The organism is Micromonospora haikouensis (assembly GCF_900091595.1).
Taxonomy (GTDB): Bacteria; Actinomycetota; Actinomycetes; order Mycobacteriales; family Micromonosporaceae; genus Micromonospora; species Micromonospora haikouensis.
In genome coordinates this window covers 59,936-75,063 of sequence record NZ_FMCW01000029.1, presented here as the reverse complement: position 1 = coordinate 75,063, position 15,128 = coordinate 59,936, and the positions used below count along the sequence as shown (strand labels likewise).

The 15,128-nt window shown below is 72.4% G+C and carries 14 protein-coding genes; 5 read left to right on the top strand and 9 right to left on the bottom strand.

Annotated elements, in window-relative coordinates; all coding sequences use genetic code 11:
* Positions 1 to 64: 64 nt before the first annotated feature.
* The 7 genes from GA0070558_RS25775 to GA0070558_RS25745 form a co-directional block, all read right to left on the bottom strand.
* Positions 65 to 1,615 carry a TROVE domain-containing protein gene (locus tag GA0070558_RS25775; protein WP_091284375.1) on the bottom strand — a complete coding sequence of 517 codons (1,551 nt, stop codon included), beginning with the start codon at positions 1,613 to 1,615 and terminating at the stop codon, positions 65 to 67.
* Positions 1,616 to 2,007: 392 nt separating this feature from the next.
* Positions 2,008 to 2,970, bottom strand: coding sequence for a class I mannose-6-phosphate isomerase (locus GA0070558_RS25770; RefSeq protein ID WP_091284372.1), 963 nt, complete (start codon positions 2,968 to 2,970; stop codon positions 2,008 to 2,010).
* A complete protein-coding gene (locus GA0070558_RS25765) occupies positions 2,967 to 4,172 on the bottom strand; it encodes an ADP-dependent glucokinase/phosphofructokinase (RefSeq protein WP_091284370.1) in 1,206 nt (401 codons plus the stop codon). The genes GA0070558_RS25770 and GA0070558_RS25765 overlap by 4 nt, the downstream gene beginning before the upstream one ends.
* A 1-nt stretch (position 4,173) precedes the next feature.
* On the bottom strand, positions 4,174 to 5,037 hold the full coding sequence (locus tag GA0070558_RS25760; protein ID WP_091284368.1) for a ketose-bisphosphate aldolase: 864 nt from the start codon (positions 5,035 to 5,037) through the stop codon (positions 4,174 to 4,176).
* A 32-nt stretch (positions 5,038 to 5,069) separates the two neighbouring features.
* Complete coding sequence (locus GA0070558_RS25755) at positions 5,070 to 5,912, bottom strand: carbohydrate ABC transporter permease (RefSeq protein WP_077936964.1); 843 nt, start codon at positions 5,910 to 5,912, stop codon at positions 5,070 to 5,072.
* Position 5,913: 1 nt separating this feature from the next.
* The gene (locus GA0070558_RS25750) at positions 5,914 to 6,870 is read right to left on the bottom strand and encodes a carbohydrate ABC transporter permease (protein ID WP_077936965.1); all 957 of its coding nucleotides are present in this window, start codon (positions 6,868 to 6,870) and stop codon (positions 5,914 to 5,916) included.
* Between the two features lie 55 nt (positions 6,871 to 6,925).
* Positions 6,926 to 8,215, bottom strand: a complete 1,290-nt coding sequence (locus GA0070558_RS25745; protein WP_091284366.1) for an ABC transporter substrate-binding protein — start codon at positions 8,213 to 8,215, stop codon at positions 6,926 to 6,928.
* 294 nt (positions 8,216 to 8,509) lie between these two features.
* On the opposite strand from GA0070558_RS25745, the gene GA0070558_RS25740 reads away from it, so the two are divergent.
* Positions 8,510 to 9,349 carry a DeoR/GlpR family DNA-binding transcription regulator gene (locus tag GA0070558_RS25740; protein WP_091284363.1) on the top strand — a complete coding sequence of 280 codons (840 nt, stop codon included), beginning with the start codon at positions 8,510 to 8,512 and terminating at the stop codon, positions 9,347 to 9,349.
* A 75-nt stretch (positions 9,350 to 9,424) separates the two neighbouring features.
* Here GA0070558_RS25740 and GA0070558_RS25735 read toward each other — a convergent pair whose 3' ends face one another.
* Together GA0070558_RS25735 and GA0070558_RS25730 are read right to left on the bottom strand one after the other, a co-directional pair.
* Positions 9,425 to 10,342: an aldo/keto reductase gene (locus tag GA0070558_RS25735; RefSeq protein WP_091284434.1), complete on the bottom strand. Its 918-nt coding sequence runs from the start codon at positions 10,340 to 10,342 to the stop codon at positions 9,425 to 9,427.
* Positions 10,343 to 10,351: 9 nt separating this feature from the next.
* Positions 10,352 to 11,275 (bottom strand): oxidoreductase, encoded by a 924-nt coding sequence (locus tag GA0070558_RS25730; RefSeq protein ID WP_091284362.1) that lies wholly within the window; start codon positions 11,273 to 11,275, stop codon positions 10,352 to 10,354.
* An 87-nt stretch (positions 11,276 to 11,362) separates the two neighbouring features.
* On the opposite strand from GA0070558_RS25730, the gene GA0070558_RS25725 reads away from it, so the two are divergent.
* The 4 genes from GA0070558_RS25725 to GA0070558_RS25710 all read left to right on the top strand — a co-directional run bounded on the left by GA0070558_RS25725 (position 11,363) and on the right by GA0070558_RS25710 (position 14,784).
* On the top strand, positions 11,363 to 11,953 hold the full coding sequence (locus tag GA0070558_RS25725; protein WP_218107098.1) for a TetR/AcrR family transcriptional regulator: 591 nt from the start codon (positions 11,363 to 11,365) through the stop codon (positions 11,951 to 11,953).
* A 104-nt stretch (positions 11,954 to 12,057) separates the two neighbouring features.
* Positions 12,058 to 13,590 carry a COG1361 family protein gene (locus GA0070558_RS25720; protein ID WP_091284359.1) on the top strand — a complete coding sequence of 511 codons (1,533 nt, stop codon included), beginning with the start codon at positions 12,058 to 12,060 and terminating at the stop codon, positions 13,588 to 13,590.
* A gap of 74 nt (positions 13,591 to 13,664) precedes the next feature.
* Positions 13,665 to 13,898 (top strand): hypothetical protein, encoded by a 234-nt coding sequence (locus GA0070558_RS25715; RefSeq protein ID WP_091284357.1) that lies wholly within the window; start codon positions 13,665 to 13,667, stop codon positions 13,896 to 13,898.
* 88 nt (positions 13,899 to 13,986) lie between these two features.
* Positions 13,987 to 14,784: a DUF4184 family protein gene (locus GA0070558_RS25710; RefSeq protein ID WP_091284354.1), complete on the top strand. Its 798-nt coding sequence runs from the start codon at positions 13,987 to 13,989 to the stop codon at positions 14,782 to 14,784.
* Positions 14,785 to 15,128: the final 344 nt, after the last annotated feature.

Sequence of the window (15,128 nt, the reverse complement as noted above, 5' to 3'; positions counted from 1 at the left end):
TCCAACCGACGGGCCCCGGTCGATCGCTGACGATCGACCGGGGCCCGCCCTCGTTTCGCGCCGCTCAGAACGGCCACCGGTCGCGGGACCCGGCCTCGACGAGGGGGATCATCGCGAACGCGGCGTCGGACAGGCCGCCGAACGTGTGCCGGTTGCCGACCGTCGGCGCGTGCCCGACCCGGTAGCCGACCAGGTTCCAGGTGTACGTCGGCACGTGGGCCGGCACCGCGGCCGCGACATCGGGGGCGTCGTGCCAGTGCGCCTGCTCGTCGGTGAGGACGACCACCCGGTCGTGCCCGGCGTAGTGCCGCCGGATGGCCTGCTCGGTCTGGGTGCCGCCGCCGTAGAAGTAGCCGCCCTCGCGGAACCGGCGCACCGCCGCCAGCACCGACTCGCCCGCCACGGCCGGGAACACCCGGCTGGCGTGGGAGAACGACACCACCGTCGCGTCCCGGGCGCGGGCGGCCAGCGCGAGACCGAACACGGTGGCCGCGTCCCAGCAGCGCAGCGTGCCGTCCCGGCTGAACGTGCTGTTCATCGACCCCGACGTGTCGATCAGGATCAGGGTGCGGCCGTCCAGGGCGGGCACGTTCGCCAGCGCCTGCTGCAACGCCCGCTCCAGCGGGTACGCCCACCGCAGGCTCGGCGCGGCGTTGTGGGCCGACAGGAAGCGCATCGGCAGCACGCGCGAGCGCGCGATCTCGCCCGGGTCGGTCAGCTTCGCCGCCACCGCCTCGGCGACGGCGTCGCCGACGCCGGCCCGGTCGAAGTTGCGCAGGTTGCGCAGCAGTGCCAGGTAGCCCATGGTCGGGATGATCGCCTCCCAGGCGGCGGCGTCCATGGGGGCCTGCCGCCAGCCGGCGAGCGCCTCCCAGCTCATGCCGGCCGCGCCGAGCACCGCCGGGTCGGTGACCTCCCGCCGCCGCTGCACGGGCAGGGCCATCAGCTCGGCCCGGGCCGCCAGCACGGTCAGCGACTCCGGCAGTGGGTTGTCGCGCTTGTGTCGCCGGTCGAGGGCGTGCCGGAACAGGTCGCCCTGCCGCGCGTCCCGCGCTACCGGGTGGGTCAGCTCGATGACGTCGCCGAACCGCACGGCGTCGCCGTCGGAGTCGTACCTGAGCAGGCTGCGCTCGTGGTAGAGCCGCACGACGGCGTCGGCGACGCCCCGCTTGACCGGCTTCGGCAGGGCCCGGCCGTGGCGGCCCAGCCAGTACGCCAGCGCCTCGCCCGGCTCGTCGGCGCGCTGCAACGCCGCCCCCACGACCGCCCGGGAGCCGGGCACCCCGGCCGCGACCTGCGCCCGGGAGCCCTCCAGCGCGGCCACCACGGACGCCGACCGCAGCAGCGCCCCGGTGCGCAGCCACGGCACGAATCGCGCGAACCAGTCGGGGTCGGCGACCGCGGCGGCGGCCACCAGCTCACGGAACCGGGCGTCCCGGTCGGCGGCGGCCTCGTAGAAGGTGTCGGTGCCGACCATGTTGGACACCGCGAGCAGGAACAGCTCGGCCCGCTGCCCGCGCAGGAACCCCGGTGCGCCCTCGGCGGTCATGGCCTCGGCGGCCGGGCGGTCGGCCCCGGGCCGGTGCCGGGGCAGCTTGAGGTTGAACCTGGCCATCGCGTCCCCCGTGTCGGTCGAAGGCGGGGAGACACCGGCACACCGCACACCCGAGATCGTCAGTCGGCGACGGACTTGTGTCCGCTGCTCTGTCCGGTTGAGCTAGCACGCCGGGGCGTGCGGGGGACTCGAACCCCCAACCCGCGGATCCGAGAAGTAACCGTTGCCTGCGCACCGGGTGTGCGGCGTGACGACGCCTCCCGAGATCAGAGCGGCGACGGCGACCGGCCCTCGCGGGCCAAGGTGACCTGGGCCGCTGGTCGACACCGCCGAGAGGCGGTGGCGGGATTCGAACCCGCGTCTCCCCGTTGGAAGCGGAAGTAGCCGTTGCCTGCGCACCGGGAGGTGCCGAGGGAAAGAGTAGGGGAGCCCGGTGGGGCCGGCAAACGGGTTCAGGCGTCGCCGTGGCCGGCCGCCGACAGGCGGATCGCCTCGACCGCGCCGTCGAGGCGCAGCGGGCCGGCGGCGTACGGGACCAGCAGCGTGTCCCCCCGGCGTACCGGCACGTGGTCGCGTTCGCCGGTGAGCCGCCCCGCGCCCGCCACCACGACCAGGACGGCGAAGCCCTGCGCCAGGCGGTCGCCGCCGCGCACCCGGTGGGCGGCGAAGAACTCGTCGGCGGCCTGGGGCAGCAGCCGCGCCCCGTCGCCCCGCAGCCCGGCGAGGCGCGCAGGCGTCCACGCGCCCCGGTCGACGCAGCTCAGGGCCAGGTCGTAGCCGAGGCCGAGGTGCCCCTCGGTCAGGCCGAAGCCCGCGTATTCCAGCAGCACCGAGTAGTCGGTCGGCTCCTGGACCTCGACCAGCAGGATGCCGTCGCCGATCGCGTGCGGCAGCCCGGCCGGGCAGAGGATCGCGTCGCCGGCCGCAACCGGGATCCGGTTGGTGGCGGCGAGCATCCGGTCGACCTGCTGGCCGGCGACCCAGCCGGCCAGCTCGTCGGCGGCGACGTCGCGGGCGAAACCCAGATGGACGTACGCGTCGGGGCGCGCGGAGACGATCACCCAGGCCTCGGTCTTCCCGTACGGGGAGGCGAGGTGCGCGGTGGCGAAGCGGCGGTCGGGGTGCACGTGCAGCGGCAGCCGCTGGCCGGCGTCGAGCAGCTTCACCAGCACGCCGGTGTCGGCGCGGCGTGGGCCGAGCCACCAGTGCGGGTCGGCGGCGACGGCCTCGGCGAGCACCCGCCCGTCGGGCAGGGTGGACAGCCCGGCCGGGGCGAGCCCGAACCGGCTGGTCACCGAGCCCACCCAGTCCTCGGGGCGGTCGGGCAGCGCCGGCGCGTCGCGGAACCGCGCGATCCGGCCGTCCCCCCGGTAGAACGTCTCGGGCTGGTTGGCGGGCAGCGCCTCGATGGTCATCGTTCCTCCTGGCGGACGAGCGCGGCGAGGAAGCCGCCGACGAAGGTGTCGCCCAGGCCGATGGTGGTGGGGCTGGCGACGTCGAGGGCGAACCCGGGGACGCAGTGGACCCGGTCGCCGAGCCGCTCGTGCAGCGCGGCGGCGAAGGCGACGGACTCGGGCCGGCGGGGCTGCCGGCGCAGCCGGTCGACGTCGGCGTCGGTGAAGTCGTCGCCGTGGGCGTAGCGGGTCGCGGCCAGCAGGGTGCCGGTGTCGAGGGCGTCGGCGTAGCGCCGGGCGTTCGCGCCGAGGGCCGCCGCCCAGTACTTCGTGTGCAGCACCAGCGTCGGGGCGGGGACGAGGGCGTGCACGGCGGTGAGCGCGTCGGCGACCTCGTCGGCAGAGAGCAGGTCCACCGGGCGTCCGAGGTAGGACTGCAGCTCGTCCTCGTTGAGCCCGTACACGTCGATCGCGTCGAGCAGCGCGTCGCGGACCCGGCGGCTGAAGCCGGGCTCGTGGTAGGCGGCGTCCTCGAAGTAGGTCACCGCCGCAGGCGGCAGCCGCCGCATGTGGGCGCGCAGCTCGGCGAGCCGCCGGTCGAGTTCGGTCGCGTCGCGCATGGCGTTGAAGCCGGAGATCAGGAAGACGTCGGCGTGGCCGAGCCGGTCGCCGAGGTCGCCGGTGAGCAGCAGCGCGCTGTTGGCCGGGTCGTTGACGTAGATCAGCCGGTTGGGGAACGGCGCGGTGACGTCGATGTCGCCGGCCCGGATCCGCAGGCCCTGGTGATATTGGACGATCAGGTGGGGATGGTAGGTGTCCGCGACGCCGCTGGAGACGTACGCGGTGCCGGCCGGCAGCAGCCGACGGACGGTGTCGTTGACGCTGACCAGGTGCAGCGTCGACGGCACGTCCAGCCGGCTGAGCAGGATCCCGGCCCGCACGGAGGTGCCGCCCAGGGTCGTGCGGTGCGGGAACCGGCCGGCGAAGGTCTCCAGGGCCGGGGCGGCGGCGACGAAGTGCTCGCCGCCCCGGCCCCGGGCCACGTAGCCGAGGATGGACACCACGAGGTCCCGCTCGCCGTGCACCGCGCTGGGCGGTGCCGCCAGTTCGGCGGCGGCGATGCCGTAGTCGGTGACCAGCCGTTCCAGGACGTCGGCGGTGAGCGTCAGCTCCTGGTCGACGCAGCCGCCGAGGCCGAGGACCACCCGGGAGGCGTCGGCCATGTCAGTAGAGCGAGCCCTTGCCGGTGGCGCCGAACAGGTCGATCTTGTGCGCGGCGACCTCCTTCATGACGTCGAGGCAGGCGGGCTGGATGGCGTTGGGCTCGCGCACCTTCGAGTCGCTGCCCAGCACCTCGCGCATCTTGTCGTGGTAGGCGACCTTGATGTCCGTCGAGATGTTGATCTTGTTGATGCCGATCCGGGCGGCCTCGCGGATCTCGTCGTCCGGGTTGCCGGAGCCGCCGTGCAGCACCAGCGGGATCCCCACCCGGCTCTTGATCTCCTTGAGCAGGTCGAGCTTCAGCTCCGGCTTGAGGTGCGCCGGGTAGAAGCCGTGGAAGGTGCCGATCGCGATGGCGAGGCTGTCGACGCCCGTGGTCTTCACGAAGGTGACCGCGTCGTCCGGGTCGGTGTAGATGATCTCGGCCGCGCCGGCCTCGGCGTAGCTGTCGTTGCCGCCGATCGTGCCCAGCTCGCCCTCCACCGACACGCCCAGGACGTGCGCGGAGTCGGTGACCTTCTTGGTGATGGCGAGGTTCTCGTCGAACGGCTTCAGCGAGCCGTCGATCATCACGGACGTGAAGCCGTACTGGAACGCCTGGAGCATCTGCTCGTAGGTCGCGCCGTGGTCCCAGTGGATCGCGATCGGGACGGTCGAGCTGTGCGCGCGCTCGATGATGCCGGTGATCATCTCGCGGCCGATGTGCCGCACCTCGTCCGGGTGGATCCCGACGATCAGGGGAGCGTTCTTCTCCTCGCTGATCTCCACGATGCCCCGGAACATGGCCCAGTCGCTGATGTTGAACGCGGGCACGGCGAAGCTGTGCTCGTTGGCGACGTCCAGGATCGCCTTGCCGGTCGTCAGCATGTCGGTGTTACTCCTTAGTGCAGAGGGTGTGGTCAGGCCTTCACGGCGCCGGCGGTGAGCCCGCCGATGAAGCGCCGTTGGAAGAGGAGGAAGAGCACGAGGACCGGGATGGAGCCGAGGATGCTCATCGCCATCATCTGGTTCCACTCGTACGAGTGCTGGCCCATGAGCATCTGGATGCCGATCGGCACCGTGCGCATGTCGTTGGTGCGGGTCAGCGTCAGCGCGAACAGGTACTCGTTCCACGAGATCATGAACGTGTAGACCCCGACCGCGATGAGGCCGGGCACCGAGATCGGCACGAGGATGCGCCACAGCGCCGTCCAGCCGGTGCCGCCGTCGACCTTGACCGACTCGTCCAGCTCCTTGGGCAGGGTGTTCAGGTACGCGGTGGTCATGATGATCGCGTACGGCAGGGTGAACACCATGTGGGTGAGGATCAGCCCGGCGTAGGTGTTGTAGAGGCCGAGCGCGACGACGAGCCCGAAGTAGGGGATGACCAGCGTGATCGGCGGCACCGCCTGGACGCTGACGATCACGGCGTTGATGGTCCGCTGGAACGGGAACGTGAAGCGGCTGAACGCGAACCCCGCCAGGACGGCCACCAGCAGCGTCAGGACGGTCACCGCACCGGCGACGATGTAGCTGTTGAGGAAGAACCGCAGCTGCTCGCCGTTGCCCAGGATCTCCCGGTACGCGTCGAACGAGAAGCCCTCGGTGATCAACTGCGGCGGGTTCTGGAAGACCTCCCCGTTGCTCTTGAAGGAGGTGGAGAGCATCCACAGCACCGGCAGGGCGGCGAACAGCCCGCCGAGGACGAGCCCCGTGACGACGCCGGCCTTCGCGAGGGTGTGCCGCCGCTTGACGCCTGCCATCTCACCGCTCCCTTTGCTGCTGGCGTACGTAGAAGAAGGCCAGGACCATCGTCAGCAGCAGCACGATCACGGCGGCGGCCGAGGCGCTCGCGAACTCGTACTCGCTGAAGGCCTGCTTGTAGGTGTAGGTGCTGAGCATCTCGGTGGTGTTCAGCGGACCGCCGCCGGTCATCATCCAGATCAGCGCGAACTGCTGGGACGTCCAGATCAGGTCGAGCACCGCCATGCTGACGATCACCGGCCGCAGCTGCGGCAGCGTCACGTTGAGGAACCGCCGCAGCGGGCCGGCCCCGTCCACGGCGGCGGCCTCGTAGAGGTCGGCGGAGATGCCCTGCAACGCGGCGAGCAGGCTGATCATGAAGAACGGGTAGCCGGACCAGATGTTGGCGAACGTGACCGCCCAGAGCGCGGTGCCCGGGTCGCCGAGCCAATTCACGCCCTCCTGCACGAGGCCGAGCGTCTGCAGCACGTAGTTGACCACGCCGGCCGGGTCGAGCAGCAGCCGCCAGATGACGGCGATCACCGCGATCGTGAACAGCCAGGGCAGGATGTAGACGATCCGGAAGATCGCCTTGGTGACCCCGCTCAGCAACTGCGTGTTGAGCATCATCGCGAAGGCGAGGCCGAGGACCAGGTGGGCGACGGTGCTGACCGAGATGAAGACGGCGGTGTTCTTCAGCGCGGCCAGGAAGTCCAGGTCGGTGAGGACCTTGGCGTAGTTGGCGAACCCGACGAACACCGGGTTCTCCTGGACGATCACGTTGTCCCGGAACGAGTAGCCGACCACCATGACGATGGGGACGATCATCAGGACCACGACCAGCACGATCGTGGGGGACAGGTAGGCGTACGGGATCAGGCGCCGGGCCGGGTTGGCGCGGGCCCGGCCGGGGGTGGCCCGCTCGGCCGGCGGCGCGCCCTGCGGCGCGGTCACGGGCTCGACGTGCGCGGATGTCATCGCTGTCTCCTTGGTCGGGCGCCGCGCCGGTGGACCGGCGCGGCGCCCGGGTGGACTAACCGATCACCGAGGTCCAGGACTCCTGCGACTTGCTCAGGGCGTCGTCGACGCTCTGCTTGCCGGTCAGCACGAGCTGGAGCTGCTCGTCGAAGCTGCGCATGAGGTCCTCGGCCTTGGGCAGGCCGACGAACTCGTTGGCCGGGTAGCCCTGCTTGTAGATGTCGAAGGCCGACTTGAACAGCGGGTCGCTGTTGCTGAAGTCGGGCTCGGCGTTCTTGTTGCCGGGGAAGCCGTTGGCGATGGTGCTCAGCTTCGCGTTGGTCTCCTGGCTCATCAGGTAGGAGACGAACTTGAACGCCTCGGCCTTGTGCTTGGTGGAGTTGGAGATGCCGATGCCCCACGACGCGTACGGGATGCCGCGTTTGCCGGTGTAGCCGTCCTCGGCCGGCAGGGCCGCCACCTCGAAGTTCAGGTCCGGCTTGTTCTTCTTGATCAGGTTGATGTGCGCGAGCGAGTCGATCATCATGCCGACCTGGCCGTTGGTGAACTTCTCGACCTTGTCCTGCTCCTTCATGGTGAGGGAGCCGGGGGCGATGACGCCGGCGTCGTTGAGGCTCTTGACGAACTCGACGGTGCTCTTGACCTGGGGGCTGGTCAGGTTCGGCTTGCCGTCGGTCAGCATGCTGCCGCCCGAGGCCCACAGCCAGGACATGACGTCGTTCTGGATGCCGTTGGGCACGGCGGTGTCGAGCGGGAGCGCCCAGCCCTTGGCGTTGTCGCCGGTGGCGCTGATCTTCTTCGCCGCGTCGAGGAACTCGCTGCGCGTGGCGGGCACGTCCGCGACGCCGGCCTTGGTCAACAGGTCCTTGTTGACGAAGAGCGGGTAGACGAAGTTGACGACCGGGATCATGTAGGTCTTGCCGTCGAGCTGGATCTGGCTGGCGAGCTGGCTGGAGTCGTAGTTCGCGTCCGTCATCAGCTTGGACATGTCGGCGATCGCGCCCTGCTTGGCGAAGTCGTTGACCCAGGCTCCATCGAGGCCGACCACGTCGGGCAGCGTCTTGGACGCCGCGGCGGTGACGAGCTGCTGCTTGGTGGAGGCGTACGGCGCGCTGAGCAGCTTGATCTTGATGTTCGGGTTCTGCGCCGTGAAGTCGTTGATGATCTTGTCAAAGTCCCCGGCCGGGAGTTCGGCACCCCACCACTGGGCGAACTCCAGCGTGACGGTGCCGTCCGCGGCGGCGTCCCCCGAGTCGCCCGAGCCGCACGCCGCGACGGTGGCGACCGTTGCAGCCACCGTCACCGCCCCTATCAGTCGCTTCAGCCGGGTAGCGCGAGTCGTCATGGCGGGCTCCTTCTATATCTAGATCTTTCTGTTCTGTGCTGTGTTGGCGGCCACGTTAGCAGCGTGTTACGGATGGAGACAAGAGAAGAACGGCAGAAAACTGCGGAGTCCAGCATATTGCGGCGCTGCGAGGTCGACTGGCTGGCCCGAGGGCCTGCTGATGCCCTGCTTGTACGCAGGTGGGGACCGCTTCGACTGCCCTGCGGGGGCGAGCTGGTCCCTGCTGTTCTGTGCGGCGATGCGCGTGAGTGGGCCGCATTTGTGGCATACTGCCGCACTGATGGAGGGAGATCAGTGACCGAGGACAGGGACGAACGGCAGCGCCACCTGCCCGCCGGACGCAAGGCCCAGCTTGCCGCGTACGTCGCCGACGCCGGCCAGGTCACGGTGGGCGAGCTGGCGGAGCGCTTCGGCGTCTCCATTGACACCGTGCGGCGCGACCTGGACCAGCTCAGCGCCGAGGGCATCCTCGTGCGCACGTACGGCGGCGCCGTCAGTCTCGCCACGGTCTCCCGCACCGACCGGGCCGTCGACCAGCGGCTCACCTTCCAGGAACGCGAGAAGGAGAAGATCGCGACGCTGGCCGCGGGGCTGGTCCAGGACGGCTCGACCATCATGATCAACGGCGGGACGACCACGCTCGCGCTCGCCCGCAACCTGCGCCAGCACCGCGACCTCACGGTGGCGACGAACAACCTGCTGGTGCCCGGCGCGCTGCCGGCCACGGCCGTCCGCGACATCTACATCTTCGGCGGCGCGGTGCGCTCGCTCACCCTGGCCACGGTCGGCCCGGTCAGCTTCCGCGCCAACACCGGCGCCGAGTTGGACGTCAGCTGCGACCTGGCGCTGATCGGCGTCGGCGCGGTCGACGCCGACGCCGGCTACACGACGAGCAACCTCGCCGAGGCCGCGATGATGCAGGAGATGCTCTCCCGCGCGACCCGGGTGGCGATCCTCGCCGACTCGTCCAAGTTCGGCCGCCGGCTGTTCGCCCAGGTCTCGGAGCTGGGCGTCGCCGACTACCTGGTCACCGACCGGATGCCGGCACCCGAGCTGAGGGACGCCCTGGAGGCGAACGAGGTGGAACTGGTCGTCCCGGCGAACCCGCCGCGACCGCGCGAGGCGAAGGGCTAGGCCCGGGGCCGCGACCGCGACCGGGCGAGACCGGCGGCTGGGCCCGGGGCGGCCCGACCCGCGCGAGACCGGTGACTAGGCCCAGGGCAGCCGCGACCGGTCGGCCCAGTAGCGGTCGGCGGGCACGGCCAGGCCCGCCCATCGGTGGGGGTCGCCGGTGCACTCCTGCGCCCGCAGGTTCGAGGCCAACTGGTCGCCGGTCGCGGCTCCGGAGAGCACGACGGTCGCCCACGGCTGGCGCAGCGCCGCCGCGAGCGCGGCGGCGTCGCCGGGCGCGTGCTCGCCCACGGCGAGCCGGCCGTTGGCCAGCGCCTCCTTCACGATGACCAGGCAGCCGGCCGCGTGCGCCTGCGCGAGCGCCGGGCCGGCGCTGGGCTCCAGGAGATTCCAGGTCGCCTGCACGCTGCGGAACAGTGGCCGACCATCGATCCGGACGCCGAGCGCCGCCCGGATCGTCTCGGCCTGCGCCGGGCCGCTGGTCGACAACCCGACCACCGTGCCCTGCGCGGCGAGGTCGGCGAGCCGCCGGTGCAGGTCCGCGTCGTGCAGGGCGGGGCTGTCCGGGGTGACCGAGTGGATCTGGTAGAGGTCGAGGCGGTCGCCGAGCAGCGCCCGCGTCTCGCCGAGCTGCCGGGTGAACGTGGCGACGCCGTGGTCCTTGGTCTCGTGCACCTCGGCGTCGACCCGCCACCCGGCCGTGTAGGTGTAGCCCCACTTGCTGCCGACGACGACGTCGTCCGCCTCCGGCCGGGCGTGCAGCCACTGGGCCAGGAACTCCTCGGCCCGGCCGTAGGAGCGGGCGACGTCGACGTAGCGGACGCCGGCCGCGTACGCCCGGTCGAGCAGCTCGTGGGCGCGGGCCCGCATCGCCTCGACGGAGCGTTCGGCCGGCAGGTCGGCGGCCCGGCCGAGGTTGACGTAGCCCGGCCGGCCGACGGCCGCCAGCCCCAGCCCGATGCGCGAGGCCCCGGCCAGCCGCTCGACGATGTCCATGGCCCCCATCTAACACTCCGGCGGGACGTCCACTCCGGTGAGCTGCGCGGAGCGGGCCCACAGCCGCGCCGCGAGGTCGGGGTCGGTGGCCGCCCCGGCGAGCGTCTCGAACGTCGGCCGGGCCGGGCGGGGCGGCCGACCCGGTCCGATGTTGCGGCCGGTGGGCGCCGCAGGCTCGGTGGCGGCGTAGAGGATCGCCGTCACGGCGTCGTCGACCGGCCGGCTCAGGAACAGCCTCAGCACCGCTCCGACGGCGCGGATCAGGGGCGGCGAGTCGCGGTCCAGGTCGGTCCTCGCCGCGCCGGGATGGGCGAGCAGGCTGCGCACCGGGGAACCGGCGGCGCGCAGGCGGCGGTCGAGTTCCAGGGCGAAGAGCACGTTGGCGAGCTTGGAGGTGGCGTACGCGCCGCCCCGGGAGTAGCGGCGTTCGGCGGCGAGGTCGTCGAGGTCTAGGCGGCCCAGCCGGTAGAGGCCGGAGGCGACGGTGACCACGACCGGGTCGCGCCCCTCGGCCAGCCGGTCGAGGAGCAGGCCGGTGAGCGCGAAGTGGCCAAGGTGGTTGGTCGCGAGCTGGCTCTCCACCCCCTGCGGGCTCAGCCGCCGGGGCACGTTGCCGATGCCGCCGTTGTTGACGAGCGCGTCGACGGTGACCCGCTCGGCGCGCAGGCCGGCGGCGAAGCGGCGCGCGGTGTCGAGGTCGAGCAGGTCCAGGTGGCGGACGTCGAGGTCCGCCTTCGGGTGCTCGGCGCGCAGTCGGTCGCGTACGCGATCGCCCTTGCCGGTGTCGCGGACCGCCATGATCACGCGGGCCCCGCGTGCCGCGAGGTGGCGGGTGATCGCGACCCCGAGGCCGCTGCTGGCGCCGGTGACGACGATCGTGCGGCCGGTCTGGTCGCGCAGGTCGGCGATGTTCCAGGTGGCGGCGTGAGCCATGGACCCCTCCCGGGAGTTAAGTGGATTACCTATCCGATTTAAGGCCGCCCGAAGCGGATTGTCAATCCGGTTCGGTAGGCTGGCGGGGTGACCACACCACGTCGTGCCGACGCCGCCCGCAACCGCGACCGGGTGCTGGCGACCGCCCGACTCGCGGTGGCCTCGGGCGACCTGTCCCTGCAGCACAACGACATCGCCCGCCGCGCCGGCACCGGCGTCGGCACCGTCTACCGGCACTTCCCGACCCGCCGCGCGCTGCTGGAGGCCCTCGCCGAGGACACCTTCACCGCGCTGCTCGACGACGCCCGGTCCGCGAGGCGCCACGACGACCCGGGGACCGGCGTCGAGATCCTCCTGCGGGCGCTCCTGACGCGGCAGCTGGCCGACCCGGCGTTCGCCGAGGTGATCGCCGGGGAACCGGAGCAGGACGCCGACCCCGGCACCACCGCCCGCCGCGCCGAACTCGGTGAGCTGGCGCGGGCCGTGCTCGACGACGCCCGACGGGCCGGCACGCTGCGCCCCGACCTCACCGAGGACGACCTGCGTCATCTCCTCTGTGGCGTGGCCTTCGCCGTGCGTATCGGCGACGGGCCCGACGAGCGGGCCGACCGCTACCTGCGGGTCCTCCTCGACGGCCTCCGGCCGACGCCGGGCAACCCGGTTGACCGGCGGCGATAGCGTCACCTGCGCTGATCCCGCAGCGCGGTACGGGTCACCACGGCGGCGGAATCCGTGAGAGCCTGACCGCACCCCCGTCCGCCCTCCCGACCGGAGGCACCGCCATGCACCCGCACCCCGCCCGCCGCTGGCTCGCCGGGTTGGCCGTGGCCGGCGCGCTCGTCGCGACCCCCACCGGCGCCGCCGTCGCCGCCGCACCGGCCGACGAGGTGACGCTCTACGCCAACGACGTGACCGTCGCCCCCGGCGGCCCGCAGAAGTGGGTCTCGCTGCGCGCGCTGCCGGACCGGGCCTTCGGCACGTACACGGTGCGGGTGGACCGCAGCGCGGTCGCCGCGTTCGCCGAGGTCGCCGAGGACGACCGGGGCTCCTGCACGACGGCGGGCGACGTCATCACCTGCGCGATCACCGACGACGGCGAGGATTCGAGCCTGGTCAGCCTGCCGGTGACGGCGCGGGCGGGCGCGGAGCCGGGCCGGCAGGGCACCCTGGCGTTCACGGTGACCGCGCCCGGCGTGGGCACGGCGACCTACGAGTCGACCGTCAGCACGGGCGAGGGGGTCGACCTCGTCGCCGACCGGCAGCTCCCGCTCGACGGCCGGCCCGGCGCCCGGGTCGACGTGCCGCTGGCGGTGACGAACCGGGGCACGACGACCGCCCGCGGCGCGGTGCTGTACCTGTCCGGCTCCTACGGGTTCACCCCGGGGAAGCGCTACAGCAACTGCGAGTACGTCGACCCGACCCTCGACGACAGCAGCTTCGCCTGCACCTTCGACGACGAGCTGGCTCCCGGCGAGACGGTCCGGGTGGACCCGACGTTCGGCGGGACGATCCCCGCCGACGCCTGGGCCCCGAACCTGCACTACAGCTTCGCCGTGTGGTTCACCCCGGCCGACTGGGCGGAGTTCCGGGCCCAGCACGGGCCGGCCGAGCCGTTCGGCCGCAAGGGCGCCGACGCGGCCCTGAAGCTGGTGCCGGCGGGCGGCGCGCAGGCGCGCGCGGCCGGTCAGACCGACACCAGCCCCGTCGACAACGAGACCCGGGTCACGCTGACCGTCGCCGGTGACCAGCGCGGCGACGCCGCCGCGCAGGGCGCCACGGTCACCGGCGCGGTCGGTGCCACCGTGCCGATGACCGTCGGCTACCGCAACAACGGCCCGGCGCGCGTCGGGCCCAACGGCCAGCGGGGGCTCAACATCGCCACCATCGTGACGCTGCCGGAGGGCGTCACGGCGGTGACGGTGTCGAAGTCCTGCGTGGATCCGGACGAGGACGAGTGGCAGCCCGGCAAGCCCGGCGCCCGGGTCTACGAGTGCTCCGCCCGGGGCACGATCGGCGAGGGCGAGCGGGTGACGTTCGAGTTCGCGCTGCGCATCGACCGGGCCGGCAGCCGGACCGGCACGGTGAAGCTGCACACCTTCGACGGCGACGGCCCGGTCATGGACCTCGACCCGACCAACGACACCGCGCAGATCACGGTGAAGCAGGCCGGCGGCACCGGGGGCGGCGACGACGGGTCGCTGCCGATCACCGGTGTGCCCACCGGGCTGATCGCCGGCCTCGGCGGGCTGCTGGTCGCCGCCGGCGCGGGCGGCTACCTGCTGGCCCGCCGTCGCCGCACCCGCTTCGTCGCCTGATCCGGCACGCACCGCGGCGTCGCCGTCGATGCCCGCCGGTTGTCGCCACGCCCAGGGCAACGATCCGTGCGAATATGGACGACGTGAAGCAGTTCCAGGACCGCTGCCCGGAGGAGGTCGAAGCGGACGCGTTCATCCAGCTCAGGATCGCCGAGCCGCTCATCGCGGCCGGCACCCGGAAGCTGGCGAGGGACCACCTTCTTCGGCGAGCTGCGCCGCAACGGCCTGTTGAAGTTGCTGACCCGGATCCCCGTCGTGGTGCCGATCGCGATGCGCCGGATGTCGCGACGCCCGACGGCGGAGGGTGAACCCGCCGTCCGGTGCGGCTGTCCCCTCCACGACCGCGGCTCCACCGGCGCGGCCTCCGGTCGACCCACGTGACCGGGTGACCGCCGGATGCCCTTCACCGGTTCTCACCCGGCAGCTGTCCTGCCGTTCGCCCGGTCGGCGATGCCCCTGTCCGCGCTCGCCGTCGGCAGCATGGCACCCGATCTTCCCCTGTACGCGCCGATGCCGTACACCACGCGGCTGAGTCACCACCTCGTCGGCGTCGTCACCGTCGACGTGCTGGCCGGTCTCGTGGGGTACGTCGTCTGGATCGCGCTGTTGCGACCGCTCGTCGTGGCGTACGCGCCGTCGGCCGTCGGCCGCCGGGTCCGCCCGGCCCCGGCGGCGGGACCCGGCTGGGTGGTCGCCGCGCTGGGAGTCGGCGCGCTCACGCACGTTCTGTGGGACGGCTTCACGCACGGCGGCGGGTGGGGCACCCGGCTGGTCCCCGCGTTGGACGAGCGGATCGGCGCACTTCCCGCACACGAGTGGGCCCAGTACGCCAGCAGCCTCATCGGGGCGGCGGCGATCTGCTGGTGGGCGGCGCGTCGGTGGCGGACGGCCACCGAGGTCGGCGATCCGCAGCGGCCGGCGGCCGAACGGCTCGTGCCGAGCCGCCCGCTCGCCGCCGCCCTGGTCTCGGTCGGCGTCCTCGCGGGTGCCGCCCTCGGATTCCGGTACGGCGTCGCCCAGCCGGACCCGGTCCGCAGCGCGATCTTCCACGTGGCGGTTCGCGGCACCGACGTCGGCCTCGTGATCACGCTGTGCATCGCCCTGATCCACCGCCGCGCCGCTCGGCGTCACCAGGCCGGGAGCGACCGGCGATCCGGTCGCCGAGGCGGCCTGGGACCACGCCGAGCGGATTAGCCCGCTGCTGCCGGGCGAGCACGTGCGGCTGCCTCCATCCGCCGGAGCACTACCAGGTCTCGGCGGGGCGTGCCCTTCGCCCACATCGAAACATATGGTGTTAGCGTTCACACAGCAAGAGTCGGTTCTTGCAGATCGCTCACCCGCCCCGTGGCCCGCCGCGCCGTCCGCCCCTGATGGGCGGCCGACCGCGGATTGACCGTGGGTGGCTCGGCGCGGGCGGCGTCGGCCGACGAGACCATTGACATCATCCGATGTGAACGTTAACTTTCTCCTCGGTGCAGCGGCGCGGGTCACGTCCGCTGCCGCCGATCCGGCTGGTCAGCGGCCCCCGGCGTCCGGGC

Excerpts from the sequence above, each read along its gene's own strand:
- GA0070558_RS25710 (WP_091284354.1), top strand. The coding sequence starts at position 13,987 with ATGCCCTTCACCGGTTCTCACCCGGCAGCTGTCCTGCCGTTCGCCCGG.
- GA0070558_RS25715 (WP_091284357.1), top strand. The coding sequence starts at position 13,665 with ATGGACGACGTGAAGCAGTTCCAGGACCGCTGCCCGGAGGAGGTCGAA.
- GA0070558_RS25765 (WP_091284370.1), bottom strand. The coding sequence starts at position 4,172 with ATGGCCGACGCCTCCCGGGTGGTCCTCGGCCTCGGCGGCTGCGTCGAC.
- GA0070558_RS25750 (WP_077936965.1), bottom strand. The coding sequence starts at position 6,870 with ATGACATCCGCGCACGTCGAGCCCGTGACCGCGCCGCAGGGCGCGCCG.
- GA0070558_RS25760 (WP_091284368.1), bottom strand. The coding sequence starts at position 5,037 with ATGCTGACGACCGGCAAGGCGATCCTGGACGTCGCCAACGAGCACAGC.
- GA0070558_RS25720 (WP_091284359.1), top strand. The coding sequence starts at position 12,058 with ATGCACCCGCACCCCGCCCGCCGCTGGCTCGCCGGGTTGGCCGTGGCC.
- GA0070558_RS25735 (WP_091284434.1), bottom strand. The coding sequence starts at position 10,342 with ATGGACATCGTCGAGCGGCTGGCCGGGGCCTCGCGCATCGGGCTGGGG.
- GA0070558_RS25745 (WP_091284366.1), bottom strand. The coding sequence starts at position 8,215 with ATGACGACTCGCGCTACCCGGCTGAAGCGACTGATAGGGGCGGTGACG.
- GA0070558_RS25730 (WP_091284362.1), bottom strand. The coding sequence starts at position 11,275 with ATGGCTCACGCCGCCACCTGGAACATCGCCGACCTGCGCGACCAGACC.
- GA0070558_RS25775 (WP_091284375.1), bottom strand. The coding sequence starts at position 1,615 with ATGGCCAGGTTCAACCTCAAGCTGCCCCGGCACCGGCCCGGGGCCGAC.
- GA0070558_RS25770 (WP_091284372.1), bottom strand. The coding sequence starts at position 2,970 with ATGACCATCGAGGCGCTGCCCGCCAACCAGCCCGAGACGTTCTACCGG.
- GA0070558_RS25755 (WP_077936964.1), bottom strand. The coding sequence starts at position 5,912 with ATGGCAGGCGTCAAGCGGCGGCACACCCTCGCGAAGGCCGGCGTCGTC.